We start from the raw sequence: 14,566 nt of genomic DNA on the forward strand, positions 1-14,566 counted from the left end.
TATGAAGTTTGTCAAGAATGACCAAACAGCGGTTTTCGCACTCGGCGGACTGGGCGAAATCGGTAAAAATACGTATGCCGTACAATTCCAAGATGAAATTATCTTGATTGACGCAGGAATTAAATTCCCTGAAGACGATCTATTAGGTATTGACTATGTTATACCAGACTACACTTATTTAGTAAGAAATGTAGACAAGATTAAAGGTCTTTTCATTACTCATGGTCATGAAGATCACATTGGTGGTATTCCTTATTTGCTACGTCAGATTAACATTCCTGTTTACGGTGGCAAACTTGCACTAGGTTTGTTGCGTAATAAATTGGACGAGCATGGTTTACTTCGCCAAACAAAAATGATTGAAATTCAAGAAGAGGACATTATTAAATTCCGTAAAACTTCTGTGAGCTTCTTCAGAACGACTCACAGTATTCCGGATGCATACGGTATTGTCGTAAAAACTCCTCCTGGTAATATCGTTCATACTGGGGATTTCAAATTTGACTTTACTCCTGTTGGTGAACCAGCAAACTTAACGAAAATGGCTGAAATCGGACGCGATGGTGTGTTATGTCTACTATCTGATAGTACAAATGCCGAAGTTCCTAATTTCACAATGTCTGAACGTAAAGTTGGAGAAAGTATTGATGAAATTCTACGTAAAGTAGAAGGTCGTCTTATTTTCGCAACATTTGCTTCAAATATTCACCGTTTAAAACAAGTTACTGATGCCGCTGCTAGTCACGGACGTAAAATTGCTGTATTTGGTAGAAGTATGGATAACGCCATTACAATTGGTCGTGAATTGGGCTACATCACTGCACCAAAAGAAACTTTCGTTGATTCACAAACGTTAAATCGTTTGCCAGCTAACGAAGTACTGATTCTTTGTACAGGTAGCCAAGGTGAACCAATGGCAGCACTTTCTCGTATTGCTAACGGCACTCACCGTCAAATCCAAATTCAACCTGGCGATACTGTTGTATTTTCATCTTCACCAATCCCAGGTAACACAATTAGCGTCAATAAAACAATCAACTCGTTATTCCGTGCAGGTGCAGAAGTTATTCATGGTTCATTAAATAATATTCATACATCTGGACACGGTTCTCAAGAAGAACAAAAATTAATGCTTCGTCTGATTAAACCAAAATTCTTTATGCCAATTCATGGTGAATACCGCATGCTTCGTATGCATGCTGATTTAGCTGTTGATTGTGACGTAGAACCAGATAATACATTCATCATGGAGAATGGTGACGTCCTTGCACTTAGCCCTAACACGGCTGCTGTATCAGGTCGAATTCCTTCTGGTGATGTTTACATTGATGGTAACGGAATTGGTGATATCGGTAATATCGTTTTGCGCGATCGCCGTATCCTTTCCGAAGAAGGTTTAGTTATCGTTGTTGTTAGCGTGAATATGGAGACACAGAAAATTGTTTCTGGCCCAGATATTATCTCTCGTGGTTTCGTATATATGCGTGAATCAGGTATGATGATTAACGAAGCTCAACAAATGTTGAACCGTCACTTACAACGTACATTACAAGACAAAACACCTCAGTGGTCAGAATTGAAAAATGATATCACTGATGCGTTAGGACCATACTTGTTTGAAAAAACAAAACGTCGTCCAATGATTTTGCCTATAATAATGGAAGTTTGATTACAAAAGGGTAGAGATTTTAAAATCTCTACCCTTTTATGTTCGAATAATCCGTCCCTAGTTCTCAAAAAGAATAATTCCTAAATAATTTCCCTCTTAATTCATCATTTTTTTCTCAAAACGACTAATATCAACATCTGCTCCTATAACAATTAATATATCACCTTCATGAATGACCTCATCTGCTTGCGGTGAAACGATGATTTCCTGCCCTCTTTTAATCGCTACAATATTAATACCATATCTTACCCTAATGTCTAAGTTAATGATTGTATGGCCTTCTAATAAGTGATTTGCCTTAATCTCCATAATTGAATGTTCCTCAGATAACTCCAAGTAATCGAGTACATTATTGGACATCATATTATTCGCAATGCGAATTCCCATATCACGTTCTGGATGAACAACATGATCCGCACCAATTTTCCGTAAAACTTTTTCATGGTAATCATTTTGTGCTTTTACCGTAATTTTCTGTACCCCTATTTCTTTTAGCATCAATGTTGTTAAAATACTCGATTGGATATCGTCACCGATTGCTACAATTACATGTTCAAAGTTACGGATTCCAAGTGATTTCAAAACAGATTCATCCGTTGTATCTGCTACGACTGCTTGTGTAGCGATTGGAGCAAACTCATCGACTCTTTCTACATGTTTATCTATCGCCATTACATCAGCACCTTGTTGGATCAGCTCCGAAACGATACTGCCACCAAAACGCCCTAAACCAATGACAACAAATTCTTTTTTCATGAAATTTCCCCCGATACTGTAAAGAATGGACATAGTGTAACACAATACATTCAAGCATACAAACGGATCAATTGCCATTTTTTTCAACAAAAAAAGAATTGTCCTTATAAAAACGGGACAATTCTTTTGATATTTGAAATTGTTTATGCGTCAGCGTTACGAACTTCGTCTAATACACGGTTAACGCGTTTTTCAAGCATTTTCATACCACTGCCGCCTGCTTGGAAGTGACGAAGTTGACCTTCTTTATCAAAAACATAATATGCAGGTACATATTCGTTATCAAAAGCATCAGTTAACTTCATTTCACTGTCAACAAAGATAGGTTGTGTAATATCATGTTCAGCTGCAGTTGCTTTAATAACATCTAAATCTAAATCATTTTCAGAACGTGGCATATGAACTGCAATAACATTCAATTCACTACTGTATTCATCACGGAATTTATTAACTTCTGGCATCGCTTCTTTACATAAGTGACAGCTAACTGACCAGAAATGAATTAGTGTTGGTTTGTTGCCGATTAAGTTCGCTTTTGATACTTTACCATTTAACCAAGCTGTTTCGCCTACTAATTCAGGCATTTGTGCACGTAGTTTCATATTTAATCACCTCATAATGGAATTCGTACATAGTATATTCTCATCTTTCAAAAAAAGACCTAACATTTGTTAGGCCTTTTGATGTTAAAAATCTAAATTAAACTTCAAGAGTTTTTTGACCTGGGCGCCAGTTAGCTGGGCAAAGACCACCAGTTTGTAGTGCTTGTAGTACGCGAAGAGTTTCATCTACATCGCGACCGATGTTATTGTGGTTAACAACTTGATATTGAAGTTCGCCTTCTGGATTGATGATGAATAATCCGCGAAGTGCTACGCCTTCTTCTTCAATTAACACACCATAATCACGAGATACACGTTGATTGTGGTCAGCTGCTAATGGGAATTTTAATTGACCAAGACCATTTTCAGTACGATCCGTATTGATCCATGCTAAGTGAGTGTGAATTGTATCAGTTGATACACCAATTACTTCTGCATCAAGATCTTCAAATTCGTCGTAACGATCTGACATTGCAGTGATCTCTGTAGGGCATACAAATGTGAAGTCCATTGGATAGAAGAATAAAACAGTCCATTTGTCGTTTTTCATGTTTTCTTCTAAATTAACTTTACCGAATTCTTTATTAGCTAGTACTGCTTGCATTTCAAAGCGTGGTGCTTGATTTGCTACTAAACGTTCTGCCATTTTGAATCCCTCCAAATATTGTTATATATGCTATTGCGAAAACTAAAATTTTCGCATTAATCCAACTCCTACAATAGCAAATCACCATAGCGAAATCAATCATTGACACTTAATAATTATTCTAATCTACCTCTTATTGTGACAAATAATCGACATTTTATGCATTCAAGAATAAAAAACTTATATTCAATAAATATCTATTAACTACATTAAAAAAAGAAAATGGTAAAAAAAGAAAAAACCCCATAAATGGAGTTTGAAATCTTGATAATTTCAGGTTATTTGTCAATGTTAATATTTTGCATATGCAATGCATAAATATCCCACTCATTGATTGCTGACTATTCTACAACGTCTTTTACAAAGGTCGATTAGGTCGGCCTTTGCAATTATCACAGGAGGGATCGTCACATTCCTCTTCTCGCCATTCATTGCAATTCGCACAAAATAACGCATCATATTCATCAGAATAGCGTAATAAGCCTAAACATTCAGGACAATAATCTTCTAACGCTACTGCATCAATTAAGCGATTATTTGCCATTAGAAATGTACCTTCAAAAACGGGATCACTTGGGACTTTCACTGCACCCTGTCGTTCTTTAGGATCTAGATAAAAAAACAATTTCTTTCCCAATATTTCCGCCTCCTTAGACATCTAGTTTAGCATAACTCTTCGCTATTTTTCTCTATAATACTTTTTATTTTTTAAGAACATTTCGACGAACTATTGCATATATTCTATAATTACTTTAAAGGTCGACTAGATTGAATTAAATTTCACTAGAGGAATATAGAATGAGGTTTAAAAAGTCTCATTTTAAATACGTTATCGCTGATGATTGGCTCTTTTAATTCACTACAACAAAAAACTCATCAGCCTATTGTTGACTGATGAGTTTAATAATTTATTCTTCGTTTATGCCGATGCAGCGCTCACACTCATAAAGAGTTGATTCCACACGCTCAACAATTAGGCATCCGCATTCACGACAATGTTTTTTTGCTACTTCTTGTTTCTTTGTTTCCATTGTAATCTCCCCCGTTTTTGTTATTGAATATGACTATAGCTTTGTATAGTTAAAAATTCTTCAAATGTCGGTTTTAACGTCAAGAACTTGAAAATGTCTGCCGCTTCTTCATACCGTCCATTTTGGAAGTTTTCTTGGCCAATTTGTTGCTCAATTTGTGCAAGTTCTTGCTGTAATACTTCTATAAATAACTGCTCGTTAATTTCACGACCATCATCAAGTTTCCCTTGCGGATGACGAATCCATTGCCATGTTTGAGAACGTGAAATTTCTGCGGTTGCCACATCTTCCATCATGTGGTTAATCGGCGCTGCTCCATTACCTCGTAACCATGAAGCGATATATTGAACCCCTACACTGCAATTGACTCGTAATCCAGTCTCTGTAATTGTGCCTACTGGTACTTTTAACAAATCTTTTGCTGTCACATGCACATCTTCCCGTTTACGATTTATTTGGTTTGGTGTTTTCATATGCTCATTGAATTGCTCCATTGCTACTGATACTAATCCTGGATGTGCAACCCAAGTACCATCATGACCATCTGAAGCTTCACGGCGTTTATCTTCTCTCACCTTTCCAAAAGCGATGTCATTTGCCTCTGGATCATCTTTAATCGGAATTTGCGCAGCCATACCCCCAATAGCTGGTGCATTCCGTTTATGACAAGTTTGCACACATTTCAATGTGTACGCACGCATAAATGGCGATGTCATAGTCACTTGGCCACGGTCAGGTAAAATGACTTCTGGTTGATTACGTAAACGTTTCAAATAGCTGAAAATATAGTCCCATCGTCCGCAATTTAGCCCTGCTGAATGCTCACGTAATTCATATAAAATCTCATCCATTTCAAATGCAGCTGTAATCGTTTCGATTAAGACAGTCGCCTTAATCGTCCCCTGCGGAAGACCAAGTTGCTCTTGAGCATAGATAAATACATCATTCCATAATCGGGCTTCTAAATGACTTTCAAGTTTTGGCAAGTAGAAATATGGACCAGAACCACGAGCTACTAACTCTTTAGCATTATGGAAGACATATAAACCGAAATCAAACAAACCTCCAGCGATTTGTTCACCGTCGATTTCTATATTCTTCTCGAGTAAATGTAAACCTCGCGGACGAACAAGCAAGACAGCTGGATTGTCAGTTAGTTTGTATGTTTTGCCATTAGATGATTGTGTAAAAGAAATCGTTTTGCGCACTGCATCACGCATGTTCACTTGCCCTTCAATCATATTGTCCCAAGTAGGAGACGTTGCATCTTCAAAGCATGCCATGAACATTTTGGCACCAGAATTCAGTGCATTAATGACCATTTTACGATTAACAGGCCCCGTAATTTCTACACGACGATCTTGTAGATCCGCAGGGAGTGGAGCAATGGTCCACTCACCTTCGCGGATTTCTTTTGTCTCTGGTAGAAAATCCAGTTTCTCTCCAGCATCGATGCGATGTTGTCTACTTTGGCGCTCTTCTAATAATTCTTTTCTTCTTTGATCAAACTGGCGGTGTAACGAAGCTATAAATTGCAAGGCTCCAGCTGTTAAAATTTCTTCGCTCGCTGCCGATTGTTTTCCTAAAATTTTAATATCTTGAGAAGTTACTTGTCTAGTGCTCATAGCCTATCCCCCTTTTGATTAAATAAATTGCGCTGTTTCAGTAGAGCCTTTCATAGCAGTTGTAGAAGATGTTCCACCTGAAATTACTTGAGATACATCATCAAAGTAACCAGTTCCTACTTCACGTTGATGTTTTGTAGCTGTATAACCTTTTGTTTCATTAGCAAATTCAGCTTGTTGAAGTTTAGAATATGCAGCCATGCCATTGTCTTTATAATCATGCGCCAATTCAAACATACTATGGTTTAAAGCATGGAATCCGGCTAATGTTACAAATTGGAATTTGTAACCCATCTTACCTAGTTCCACTTGATATTTAGCGATTGTTTCATCATCTAAGTTTGCTTTCCAGTTGAATGACGGAGAACAATTATATGCAAGCATTTTATTTGGGAATTTTGCACGGATTGCATCAGCAAATCTTTGCGCCTCTTCTAAATCTGGTGTTGATGTTTCGCACCAAATTAAATCTGCATACGGCGCATAAGCAAGACCACGAGCAATTGCTTGATCAATACCCGGTTTTGTACGGAAAAAACCTTCAGGAGTACGCTCTCCTGTGATAAACTCTGAATCTCTTGGATCGATATCACTTGTCACCATATCCGCAGCATCAGCATCAGTACGAGCAATTAGAATTGTTGGTACATCTAAAACATCAGCTGCAAGTCTTGCAGAAATTAGATTACGAATTGCATTTTGTGTTGGCAATAAAACTTTGCCTCCTAAATGACCGCATTTTTTTTCTGAAGCTAATTGGTCTTCTAAGTGAACACCTGATGCACCTGATTCAATCATACCTTTAACTAATTCGAAGACATTTAATGGCCCGCCAAATCCTGCTTCAGCATCTGCTACAATTGGTGCAAACCAGTCAAAACCATCTTCACGCCCTTCAGCATGATCAATTTGGTCTGCACGTTGTAGTGCTTGGTTAATGCGTTTAACAACAGCAGGAACGCTATTAGCTGGGTATAAGCTTTGGTCAGGATACATTTGGCCAGAAAGGTTTGCATCTGCCGCTACTTGCCAACCACTTAGGTAAATAGCTTGTAAACCTGCTTTAACTTGTTGTACGGCTTGATTACCTGTCAATGCTCCTAAAGCATTGATGAAATCTTCTTCGTGCAAAGATTTCCATAAACGAACAGAACCTTTTTTTGCCAATGTATGTTCAATAATTACAGAACCACGTAATTTAACTACTTCTTCAGCACTATATGGACGCTCAATCCCTAACCAACGCCCCTCTTCTGCCCAGCTTTTTTCTAATTGCTCCACTTGTTGTTGTCTTGATACCATTACAATCCACACCTTCCAATTAATTTACGTTAAAGTCTGCTCCAATTTATTGTTGCATAACAGCAAACGTTGTTATAAATTAATATATAACAGTTTCTAATTTTTGTTATTGTTTTTTGACAAAAACCCATTTTTTTACGACGAAAGAATGTTTTTCCAAGATGGATTGAGGGAGGCTCTTCAAATGGTTGAGGATAAAGTTGGTTTTGCAAAAGAATTAGTTAATCAATACAAGAATTTGTTAGCAGATTGGATTCCACAAGATGCCACACTGGCGATTGCCACCGGAGGATCGTACATCTACTATTCAGCTGGTGCTTATGATGTTCATCTAAATAATGGCAAAGGGATAAAAAAAGGTAGCATTGCTGAAAGAGTCATTCAAGAACGAAGAAAGATTGAAGCTGTCGTAGAAGAAGAGGTGTTAGGTACACCCTATTACGGCATTGGTTATCCCATCGATTTAAATGGGCAACCTGCAGCACTACTTGTCATATTACCTCCTGATCACCAGGTTGCTGTAAAAGAACCTTTCCGCTTTATAACTGGTAAACAACAAGATGAATGGGCGCCTATCGCAATTGAAAAAGTTTCGCATTTCGAGAGTTTAAATAAAAAGAATTGGTTTTATGCTAAAAGTGAACAATACAAAACAAACTTAACTTTAAAAGAGTTACATAGTCGATTACCTGAGTGTTTTCTACGAATTCACCGTTCCTATATAGTGAATATTCACGCTATTCAAAAAATAACAAGAGACTTCTCTTCTAATTTAATGATAGTTTTGATAGATAATACTGAACTACCTGTGAGTAGTTCCTATATTAATGATGTAAAGAAAGCTCTAGAATTTTAGAATTGTTGTTACTATGTCTACCGGATGCGAAAACGCATTCGGTTTTTTATTTCTAAAAGTTTCAATATTGAATTGATTTGAATGGATGGTTTATATCCTAAAACAAATAATCTTAATTTATATTATTACTAAAACAACTTTACAAAATCATCTACTATCATAAATGGAACATATTCTTTCCATTTTGGGTAAGTAAATAATAGAGAATACAATTTTTAACTTAGAAGTACAGATATTTTCTCAAAAACTTTCAAAATAGCTTATATTTTTTCTTAAAACGGTTGAAAAATGCTGTCAATTTTGTATAATAGATATCGTTTGAGTAAACTAAAAGTTTCGTTAAAGTAAACTTTTGATTCTTTAAGTTTACGAATAGTAAACAATCGAGGAGCAAAGTAGATGCAAATCGGCAAAAAGATTAAACGACTTCGCCTAAAAAAGGGGCTTACCCAAGAAGAGTTAGGCGAAAGAACAGATTTGAGCAAAGGTTACATCTCTCAATTAGAAAGAGATCTTAACTCCCCTTCTATTGAAACTCTCTTCACATTACTAGAAGTTCTTGGCTCAACACCAAAAGACTTTTTTGATGATGAACAAGAAGAACAAAAGGTCGTCTACACAGATGAGGACCAAACAATCTTTACAGACGAAGATAAAAAATATCGTATTCAATGGCTTATTCCAACTTCTAATGAAAAAGAAATTGAACCTGTCATTTTAACATTTGAACAAAACGGTGAATTCAAACAATTTGAGCCTTCTCTATCTGAAACATTTATCTATGTTTTAACAGGGCGTGTTCGACTTGTATTAGGTAAAGAAGAATATATCGCAACTGAAGGTAATGCGGTCTATTTCGATGCTTCGGATACTCATCAGCTGTTTAATGCTCACGCAGGAAAAACCGAGCTTTTACTCGTCGCAACCGAATCTTATTTATAGTTTAGGAGGCCCAACATGACTGAAAACTCAATTATTCGCTTTGAAAACGTGTCAAAGTCTTATTCTGATGGCACTGTCGTATTAAAAGACATCAGTTTTGAATTAGAAAGAGGTGAGTTTTACACGCTACTAGGTCCATCTGGTTGTGGTAAAACAACAATTCTCCGCCTAATCGCTGGTTTCATGGAGCCTACGAGTGGCTCAATTTATTTCAATGGTAAGAAAATCAATAATGTTCCTGCAAATGAACGACAAGTGAATACTGTATTCCAAGACTATGCCCTATTCCCACATTTAGATGTGTTTGAAAATGTAGCGTTTGGACTGCGGATCAAAAAACTAAAAAATGCTGAAATTACAACTCGTGTAAATGAAGCATTAAAATTTGTTAACTTAGAAGGTTATGGCAATCGAGAAATCTCTGAAATGTCAGGTGGTCAACGTCAACGTGTCGCTATCGCTCGGGCAATCGTAAATGATCCTGAAATTATTTTATTAGATGAACCTTTGTCTGCTTTAGACTTAAAGCTCCGTACAGAAATGCAATATGAACTACGTGAATTACAACAACGACTAGGCAAAACTTTCGTTTTCGTCACACATGATCAAGAAGAAGCATTAGCAATGTCGGATGAGATTTTCGTTTTAAACGAGGGAAATATTCAACAAAGTGGTACACCTGTTGATATTTATGATGAACCTATTAATCGATTCGTTGCAGATTTCATTGGTGAATCAAATATAGTGCCTGGTACGATGATTGAAGACTTTGTCGTGAATTTCGCTGGTAAAACATTCGAATGTGTCGACCAAGGCTTAAATCCAAATGAAAAAATAGATATCGTAATTCGACCTGAAGATTTGGAAATTACGTCACTTGAAAATGGGAAGTTAGAAGTAACTGTAGATACACAATTATTCCGTGGTGTACATTATGAATTATCTACCTATGATGAAGATGGAAACGAATGGCTTGTACACTCATTAAAAAAAGCAACAGTTGGTACGAAAATCGGACTAGATTTTGATCCTGAAGCGATTCACGTTATGCGTCTAAACGAAACAGAGGAAGACTTTGACAAACGTTTAGAATCATATGGAGATGAAGAAGATGAGAAATAAAAAAAATAGTCCAATTACGCTCATTCCGTACTATTTGTGGATTGCTCTCTTTGTAATTGCCCCAATTATATTAGTTGTGTATTACTCACTGCTTGATTTAAATGGGAATTTCACATTAGCGAACTATCAAAACTTCTTTACGGGCGTTTATTTGAAAATGACGTTAAGTTCGTTTTGGTACGCGTTTCTGATTACACTATTCTCACTATTAGTATCTTATCCTACAGCCTATTTAATTACTAAAACAAAGCAAAAACAACTTTGGCTAATATTAATAATTATTCCATCATGGATTAACTTACTTTTAAAAACGTATGCTTTCATTGGAATTTTCGGTATGAGTGGTCCAATTAATGCATTTTTGAAAACAATCGGCATTCCAGAACAACAAATACTATTTACTGATATGAGTTTTGTTTTTGTAGCTGTTTATATTTTCATTCCGTTTATGATTTTACCGATTTTCAATGCACTGGATAAGCTAAATCCAGCACTTATTTATGCTTCTCGCGATTTAGGTGCTTCTAAACTGACTACATTCCGTCGAGTTATATTACCACTTACAATGAACGGTATTAAATCAGGAGTTCAAGCTGTATTCATCCCTGCATTATCTCTATTCATGATTACGCGACTCATTGCAGGTAACCGCGTTATTACACTTGGTACTGCAATCGAACAACAATTTTTGGTTACTCAAAACTGGGGAATGGGTTCGACAATCGCTGTATTCTTAATACTATTTATGTTCATCATTATGCTAATCACTGGCCAAAAAGAGAAAGGGGCATCACTAAATGGAAAAGCTAAGTAAAAGTTCAAAGCTCTATTTAGCTTTGGTTTTTGTCGTTTTGTATGCGCCTATTCTGTTTTTAGTATTTTACTCTTTTAACAGTGGCGGAACGATGACAAATTTCAAATCATTTACATTAGAGCATTATAAAGCTGTATTTGAAGATACACGTTTGATAAACATTTTGATTAATACAGTTGTAGTAGCATTATTGTCTGCACTCATTTCGACGATAATCGGAACTCTTGGTGCGATTGGAATTGTTGCTATACGCAATCATAAACTACGCAATACTATACTCTCGCTAAATAATATTTTGATTGTTAGTCCAGATGTAATTATCGGGGCGTCATTCTTGATCTTATTTACAATGGTTGGAGTTAAATTAGGCTTCAGTTCTGTATTACTTTCACACGTTGCTTTCAGTATTCCAATTGTTGTCATTATGGTATTACCTAAATTGCAAGAAATGAGTTCTTCTCTTATCGATGCAGCACTTGATTTAGGTGCTTCACGTCGAGACATTTTAACACGCGTTATTTTACCTTATGTCAAACCAGGTATTTTCGCTGGATTCTTTTTAGCGTTAACTTATTCTCTAGATGATTTTGCTGTGACGTTTTTCGTTACTGGGAATGGGTTCAGTACTTTATCAGTTGAAATCTATTCAATGGCGCGCGCGGGTGTTTCTTTAACTGTTAATGCTATATCTGGCTTAGTATTCTTTGTTACGATGTTACTTGTGCTCGGTTATTACTTCATCACAAACCGCAGTAAAGGCACACGTGGATCGGAGGTTCCGAAATGAAGTCATTAGTACGCTATACAGTTGGCATAATTCTTGTTTGCGCAATACTGATGTACGCTGCAAGTGTAATGGACAAAACTTCTGGTAAATCAGGAAAAGATATTTTAACTATTTATAACTGGGGAGAATATATTGATCCCGACTTGCTTAAACAATTTGAAAAAGAAACTGGTATTCATGTTATTTACGAAACATTCGATTCAAATGAAGCGATGATGACAAAAATAGAACAAGGTGGTACATCTTACGATATTTCGATGCCATCTGAATACACAATTGAGCAAATGAAAGAACGTAAGTTACTGCTTCCAATTGACTACAAAAAAATTCCAAACATCAAGAATATCGATGATGATTTCTTAAATTTAGATTTTGATCTGAAGAATAAATACTCCGTCCCTTATTTCTGGGGTACCGTAGGTATTGTTTATAATCCAACGATGTTAAACGGTCAAAATTTCGATAGTTGGAATGACCTTTGGGATCCATCTCTAAAAGGAAAAGTGATATTAGTTGATAGTGCTCGTGAAGTTTTAGGTGTTAGCTTAAACAGTATGGGGAAATCACTTAATTCAATTGATACCGATGAATTACAGGCAGCAACTGATAAACTAATTAAAATGGCCCCAAATGTCAAAGCTATTATCGGAGATGAAGTAACTCAATTAATGGTAAATGGTGATGCATCTGTCGCTCTAACTTGGTCAGGTCAAGCCGCTGATATGATGAATGAAAATGAAGACTTAACGTATAATGTACCATCAGAAGGCTCTAATTTATGGTTTGATAACATGGTTATTCCTAAAACGTCTAAAAACATAGAGGGTGCCCATAAATTTATTAACTTCATGTTAGAGCCTGAAGTAGCTGCTCAAAATGCTGATTATGTCGGCTATTCTACACCTAATAAGGCAGCATTAAAATTAATGGACCCTGAAGTAGTGAACGATGAACGTTACTACCCTTCAAAAGAAGTTCGAAATAATTTACGTGTGTATAAAAATTTAGGCAAAGAAAAAATCGGTGAGTACAATGAGTTTTTCTTAAAATTTAAAATGTCCATACGATAGAATGAAGAAGCTCGGTAGGTGTAAACCTTACTGAGCTTCTTTTGTTGCTTAACGCAAAATCTAACTGTATAATTCTATCAGTATCATTAATTAGCAACACGAAATACTTCTATAAGAAAGAGAGCAATCTATGAAATCCTCTAATAAATTGGCGTTGATCTTATTAATGTTCAATATGTTTATCACGATGAGTGCCGTTGGTCTTATTATTCCAGTCATGCCAACTTATTTAAAACTATTCGGTGCAGCTGGACAAGTACTCGGTTTTTTAATTGCTATTATTGCTTTTGCACAATTTCTGTTCTCCCCTATCGCTGGGAATCTATCTGATCGTATCGGTCGAAAAAAATTAATAGTTTTTGGTCTAATTCTAAACGGTATTGCACAAATTTCATTTGGCTTATCTACAGAGCTTTGGATGTTATTTGTTTGTCGTTTCTTAATAGGAGTAGGTTCTGCCTTTATCGTACCACCTATTATGGCTTATGTAGCAGATATTACAACCATTGACGCGCGTGGAAAAGCGATGGGACAAATTGGAGCAGCTGTTTCTCTAGGCTTTATGATTGGACCTGGAATTGGTGGCTTTTTGTCTCATGTTAGTTTGCACTTTCCATTTTACTTTGCTGGTTCAGCTTCTATTATTGCTGGCGTTTTATCTCTAATCTTATTACCAGCGACAACCCCTGTAATACAGAATGCTGTAAAAGTAAAAGGTGATAACATATTCAAACAACTATCTCGGTCATTCCATGCCTCATACTTTGTACTACTTATTGTTGTCTTTGTATTCTCATTTGGAATATCAAACTTCCAGGCGACTTTATCAATGTTCTTAACTTATAAGTTTTCATACACAGCAACTGATATCGCCATATTAATGACTGCTGGTGGTTTTGCCGGAGTAGTTGTTCAAGGCTTTGCATTAAATAGTCTATTTAAGCGATTTGGCGAAATGAAAATTATTTTATTTGGTCTTGTAGTTGCTTCCATCAGTATGCTAGGAATACTATTCGTTAGCGGATACTTTATCATGTTACTTGTGGCGACTCTATTCTCAACAGCAACTACTTTAATTCGTCCGGCTGTAAATACTCTGATTTCAAAAACAGCTGGCAACGAACAAGGATTCGCTGCTGGTATGAATAATGCATATATGAGCTTAGGAAATATGATTGGACCTGCCCTTGCTGGCATATTATTCGATTGGAATATGAATAGCCCATATATTTTTGGAACAATAATTTTAGTAGGGTGTTTCTGTCTAACTGCAGTTTGGACAACAAGAAAAACAGCACAAGCTGCTTATTAGGACATATGTAAAGGCGGCTCAAATTCGAGCCG

General features: G+C 36.3%; 15 protein-coding genes. 8 read left to right on the forward strand and 7 right to left on the reverse strand.

The window, feature by feature from the left end:
* Position 1: 1 nt before the first annotated feature.
* Entirely contained in the window at positions 2-1,669 is a 1,668-nt protein-coding gene (gene rnjA / locus ACZLO7_RS18235; RefSeq protein WP_427749220.1) for a ribonuclease J1, read from the forward strand.
* A 96-nt stretch (positions 1,670-1,765) separates the two neighbouring features.
* Here rnjA and ACZLO7_RS18240 read toward each other — a convergent pair whose 3' ends face one another.
* The 7 genes from ACZLO7_RS18240 to aceA all read right to left on the reverse strand — a co-directional run bounded on the left by ACZLO7_RS18240 (position 1,766) and on the right by aceA (position 7,631).
* Positions 1,766-2,425, reverse strand: coding sequence for a potassium channel family protein (locus ACZLO7_RS18240; protein ID WP_427749222.1), 660 nt, complete (start codon positions 2,423-2,425; stop codon positions 1,766-1,768).
* A 143-nt stretch (positions 2,426-2,568) separates the two neighbouring features.
* Positions 2,569-3,027: a TlpA disulfide reductase family protein gene (locus ACZLO7_RS18245; protein ID WP_464937815.1), complete on the reverse strand. Its 459-nt coding sequence runs from the start codon at positions 3,025-3,027 to the stop codon at positions 2,569-2,571.
* A gap of 97 nt (positions 3,028-3,124) precedes the next feature.
* On the reverse strand, positions 3,125-3,673 hold the full coding sequence (locus ACZLO7_RS18250; protein ID WP_038183596.1) for a peroxiredoxin: 549 nt from the start codon (positions 3,671-3,673) through the stop codon (positions 3,125-3,127).
* A gap of 358 nt (positions 3,674-4,031) precedes the next feature.
* A complete protein-coding gene (locus tag ACZLO7_RS18255) occupies positions 4,032-4,310 on the reverse strand; it encodes a hypothetical protein (protein WP_464937816.1) in 279 nt (92 codons plus the stop codon).
* A 271-nt stretch (positions 4,311-4,581) separates the two neighbouring features.
* The gene (locus tag ACZLO7_RS18260) at positions 4,582-4,704 is read right to left on the reverse strand and encodes a protein YhfH (protein ID WP_427749229.1); all 123 of its coding nucleotides are present in this window, start codon (positions 4,702-4,704) and stop codon (positions 4,582-4,584) included.
* A gap of 20 nt (positions 4,705-4,724) precedes the next feature.
* On the reverse strand, positions 4,725-6,329 hold the full coding sequence (aceB, locus tag ACZLO7_RS18265; protein ID WP_464937818.1) for a malate synthase A: 1,605 nt from the start codon (positions 6,327-6,329) through the stop codon (positions 4,725-4,727).
* 18 nt (positions 6,330-6,347) lie between these two features.
* Positions 6,348-7,631, reverse strand: a complete 1,284-nt coding sequence (gene aceA / locus ACZLO7_RS18270) for an isocitrate lyase (protein ID WP_464937819.1) — start codon at positions 7,629-7,631, stop codon at positions 6,348-6,350.
* Between the two features lie 184 nt (positions 7,632-7,815).
* Between aceA and ACZLO7_RS18275 the strand changes: the two genes are divergently transcribed.
* The 7 genes from ACZLO7_RS18275 (at position 7,816) to ACZLO7_RS18305 (ending at position 14,534) form a co-directional block, all read left to right on the forward strand.
* A complete protein-coding gene (locus ACZLO7_RS18275) occupies positions 7,816-8,487 on the forward strand; it encodes a LytTR family DNA-binding domain-containing protein (RefSeq protein ID WP_464937820.1) in 672 nt (223 codons plus the stop codon).
* A gap of 399 nt (positions 8,488-8,886) precedes the next feature.
* Positions 8,887-9,429 carry a type II toxin-antitoxin system RelB family anti-toxin gene (relB, locus tag ACZLO7_RS18280; protein WP_464937821.1) on the forward strand — a complete coding sequence of 181 codons (543 nt, stop codon included), beginning with the start codon at positions 8,887-8,889 and terminating at the stop codon, positions 9,427-9,429.
* 15 nt (positions 9,430-9,444) lie between these two features.
* Positions 9,445-10,551: an ABC transporter ATP-binding protein gene (locus tag ACZLO7_RS18285; protein ID WP_464937822.1), complete on the forward strand. Its 1,107-nt coding sequence runs from the start codon at positions 9,445-9,447 to the stop codon at positions 10,549-10,551.
* On the forward strand, positions 10,541-11,365 hold the full coding sequence (locus ACZLO7_RS18290; RefSeq protein WP_464937823.1) for an ABC transporter permease: 825 nt from the start codon (positions 10,541-10,543) through the stop codon (positions 11,363-11,365). Before ACZLO7_RS18285 ends, ACZLO7_RS18290 begins: the two co-directional genes overlap by 11 nt.
* Positions 11,349-12,152 carry an ABC transporter permease gene (locus tag ACZLO7_RS18295; protein ID WP_464937824.1) on the forward strand — a complete coding sequence of 268 codons (804 nt, stop codon included), beginning with the start codon at positions 11,349-11,351 and terminating at the stop codon, positions 12,150-12,152. Before ACZLO7_RS18290 ends, ACZLO7_RS18295 begins: the two co-directional genes overlap by 17 nt.
* Complete coding sequence (locus ACZLO7_RS18300) at positions 12,149-13,222, forward strand: ABC transporter substrate-binding protein (RefSeq protein ID WP_464937826.1); 1,074 nt, start codon at positions 12,149-12,151, stop codon at positions 13,220-13,222. Before ACZLO7_RS18295 ends, ACZLO7_RS18300 begins: the two co-directional genes overlap by 4 nt.
* 130 nt (positions 13,223-13,352) lie before the next feature.
* Entirely contained in the window at positions 13,353-14,534 is a 1,182-nt protein-coding gene (locus ACZLO7_RS18305) for an MFS transporter (protein ID WP_464937827.1), read from the forward strand.
* Positions 14,535-14,566: the final 32 nt, after the last annotated feature.

The sequence above is a fragment of the Viridibacillus sp. d25.2 genome (genome assembly GCF_055456015.2).

Bases quoted from the DNA above. Each gene is read 5' to 3' on its own strand.
- ACZLO7_RS18260 (WP_427749229.1), bottom strand. From the start codon at position 4,704: ATGGAAACAAAGAAACAAGAAGTAGCAAAAAAACATTGTCGTGAATGC.
- ACZLO7_RS18240 (WP_427749222.1), bottom strand. From the start codon at position 2,425: ATGAAAAAAGAATTTGTTGTCATTGGTTTAGGGCGTTTTGGTGGCAGT.
- ACZLO7_RS18285 (WP_464937822.1), top strand. From the start codon at position 9,445: ATGACTGAAAACTCAATTATTCGCTTTGAAAACGTGTCAAAGTCTTAT.
- ACZLO7_RS18250 (WP_038183596.1), bottom strand. From the start codon at position 3,673: ATGGCAGAACGTTTAGTAGCAAATCAAGCACCACGCTTTGAAATGCAA.
- aceA (WP_464937819.1), bottom strand. From the start codon at position 7,631: ATGGTATCAAGACAACAACAAGTGGAGCAATTAGAAAAAAGCTGGGCA.
- relB (WP_464937821.1), top strand. From the start codon at position 8,887: ATGCAAATCGGCAAAAAGATTAAACGACTTCGCCTAAAAAAGGGGCTT.
- ACZLO7_RS18290 (WP_464937823.1), top strand. From the start codon at position 10,541: ATGAGAAATAAAAAAAATAGTCCAATTACGCTCATTCCGTACTATTTG.
- ACZLO7_RS18300 (WP_464937826.1), top strand. From the start codon at position 12,149: ATGAAGTCATTAGTACGCTATACAGTTGGCATAATTCTTGTTTGCGCA.
- rnjA (WP_427749220.1), top strand. From the start codon at position 2: ATGAAGTTTGTCAAGAATGACCAAACAGCGGTTTTCGCACTCGGCGGA.
- ACZLO7_RS18305 (WP_464937827.1), top strand. From the start codon at position 13,353: ATGAAATCCTCTAATAAATTGGCGTTGATCTTATTAATGTTCAATATG.
- aceB (WP_464937818.1), bottom strand. From the start codon at position 6,329: ATGAGCACTAGACAAGTAACTTCTCAAGATATTAAAATTTTAGGAAAA.
- ACZLO7_RS18295 (WP_464937824.1), top strand. From the start codon at position 11,349: ATGGAAAAGCTAAGTAAAAGTTCAAAGCTCTATTTAGCTTTGGTTTTT.
- ACZLO7_RS18245 (WP_464937815.1), bottom strand. From the start codon at position 3,027: ATGAAACTACGTGCACAAATGCCTGAATTAGTAGGCGAAACAGCTTGG.
- ACZLO7_RS18275 (WP_464937820.1), top strand. From the start codon at position 7,816: ATGGTTGAGGATAAAGTTGGTTTTGCAAAAGAATTAGTTAATCAATAC.